This is a genomic window from Citrobacter sp. S55_ASV_140 (assembly GCF_018919505.1).
In the GTDB taxonomy this organism is placed as follows: domain Bacteria; phylum Pseudomonadota; class Gammaproteobacteria; order Enterobacterales; family Enterobacteriaceae; genus Citrobacter; species Citrobacter werkmanii.
Genome location: NZ_JAHLQZ010000359.1, coordinates 1 through 1,908 on the forward strand (window position 1 = coordinate 1; position 1,908 = coordinate 1,908).

A 1,908-nucleotide genomic window follows, 5' to 3' on the forward strand; every position below is an offset into this window, starting at 1 on the left:
GGTTCTGGATCGTATGGAATATCGCGTTCTGATTCATCAGCGAGCAGGGCAAGATAATCTTCACGCGTCATTGACTGTGCAAAGCGTCCACACATAGAAACCTCCAGTCATATGTCAGACTGAAAGTATAGGGTAGTAAGAAAAAGTGGTGCGCACCGTTAAAGATTTAAAAGGAGCTTGTAAGGTAAATCGGAATGATAGTTTTGTGAATTGATGAATTCCGAAAGTGAAAAGGATACCTAATCAATGTGTGCTAGCGATCCGGGGGCAACGTTTGACGGGATTATTCCCCCGTAATTCCCCATTGCTTCCCCGTTCAGAAAACAGGCATAAAAAACCAGCCGTAACAGGCTGGTTCTTAGAGGATTTTTGGTCGGCACGAGAGGATTTGAACCTCCGACCCCCGACACCCCATGACAGCGTACTATTACCTCAGGACCTGCTATGTACCGAGATTAGATACTCATAACAGAGATTGTTGCTCAATTCTTAGCAGATTTAATCAAAATTAAGTGGTGTTTTTGAATGAGTATCTGCCAAAGCTAACCTCAATAAAGTAAAAAAGAATATTTCAAGTATCTGAGACTTTGAGGATAGATCTACAAAAAAAGACTTGATTCATGACATGATTTGTACTTAACTTTATAAAAACAAAACGCTTTTATAAGGTAAATAGACGCATATGGATATAAAAGAGTGGCTTCCGGAATTTCAGGTTTCAGCAGAAACAGATCGTGATTTACAGACTTATTTTTTCAAGCTTCCAGCGATCAAGGATATCATTGAAAGCAGAGCATGGTTGGTTCTCGGGCGGAAAGGTACTGGGAAAACAGCGATTTACGAACATCTCAGGAGAGGGAATCCAACGAACCTAAATGGGTTTAACTCAGTATGCTTAAATTTTAGTGACTATCCTTGGCCTGCTCATCAGTTATATAAGGATGCAATGGCTGGAGAGCTTTCAGCTTATCAAAAGAGTTGGATGTATCTTTTTTATATTAAAGCGCTATCTAAATTAATCGAAATTAAAAATAATAACAAAGAAGATTTAAATAAAGATCTAAAATGGGCAGATAAATACATTAAAACTGTTTTTGGTAGCCCGGACCCTAGCCTGAAAGAAGTTTTGTTTTCTAAAATTACTAGATTGAAAACCATAAAAGGCCCAAGCGCGGGTCTTGATGAAATATCTTTAGATGTTGGCGAAATATCATTGGAAGAGGTCGCTGAAAATGTACAATTAAAACAGAGGCTCAGAGCGAATGCTTTTACACTATTAACACATTTTGAAAAAATCTTTAAAGATAATATTGGTGATAATAAAATAATTATTGCTCTTGACCAGTTAGATGAAAATTGGCTGGAGGGGCAAATTGAAGAGTATAGTAAGGTTTTGATAAATCTCCTGAATGTTTGCAGGAATATAGCGGCAGATGAACGATTAACTGACAAGCTGAAAATAATTCCTTTTTTACGTACAGATATTTATCACTCTTTAAAATTCAATGATAAAAATAAGTTATTACAAGATAGTGCAATTACAATTTCATGGGATGAAAACAATCTTAATGACATGTATTATGAAAGAATAAAAAAATATAAGCCTGCAGAAATCATCTTGGGAGACGAAAAAGATAGATCTGGAAAAGTATTTGAAGTTTCATTCGTGAGACAAGGCACTCCTCCATTTAAATATATATGCCGGCGTTCTTTTTTTAGACCGCGTGATATTATAGTATACTTTAATAAAATTAGAGCCTGTCATAAAAATAACACTTCGGGCCTGTACACATCAAGCGAGCTTTATGAGGCTGATCGTGAGGCTTCTATTAGTGTCTATAATGAGGTGATTGATGAATGGTCGAACCAATTTCCTGAAATTGAGAATCTACTGACAGTACTTCAAAC

General features: G+C 36.6%; 1 protein-coding gene, 1 tRNA gene and 1 pseudogene. 1 reads left to right on the plus strand and 2 read right to left on the minus strand.

Annotated features, from left to right (window positions below; translation table 11 throughout):
- Both KQJ18_RS23730 and KQJ18_RS23735 read right to left on the minus strand, forming a co-directional pair.
- Window positions 1-95 (minus strand): annotated as a pseudogene (locus KQJ18_RS23730) (SOS response-associated peptidase); the annotation flags it as partial.
- Between the two features lie 275 nt (window positions 96-370).
- Window positions 371-452, minus strand: a tRNA-Pro gene (locus KQJ18_RS23735).
- A gap of 230 nt (window positions 453-682) precedes the next feature.
- Here KQJ18_RS23735 and KQJ18_RS23740 point away from each other — a divergent pair.
- Window positions 683-1,908 (plus strand): hypothetical protein (locus KQJ18_RS23740; RefSeq protein ID WP_216422919.1); only part of this gene is annotated, 1,226 nt, incomplete at its 3' end.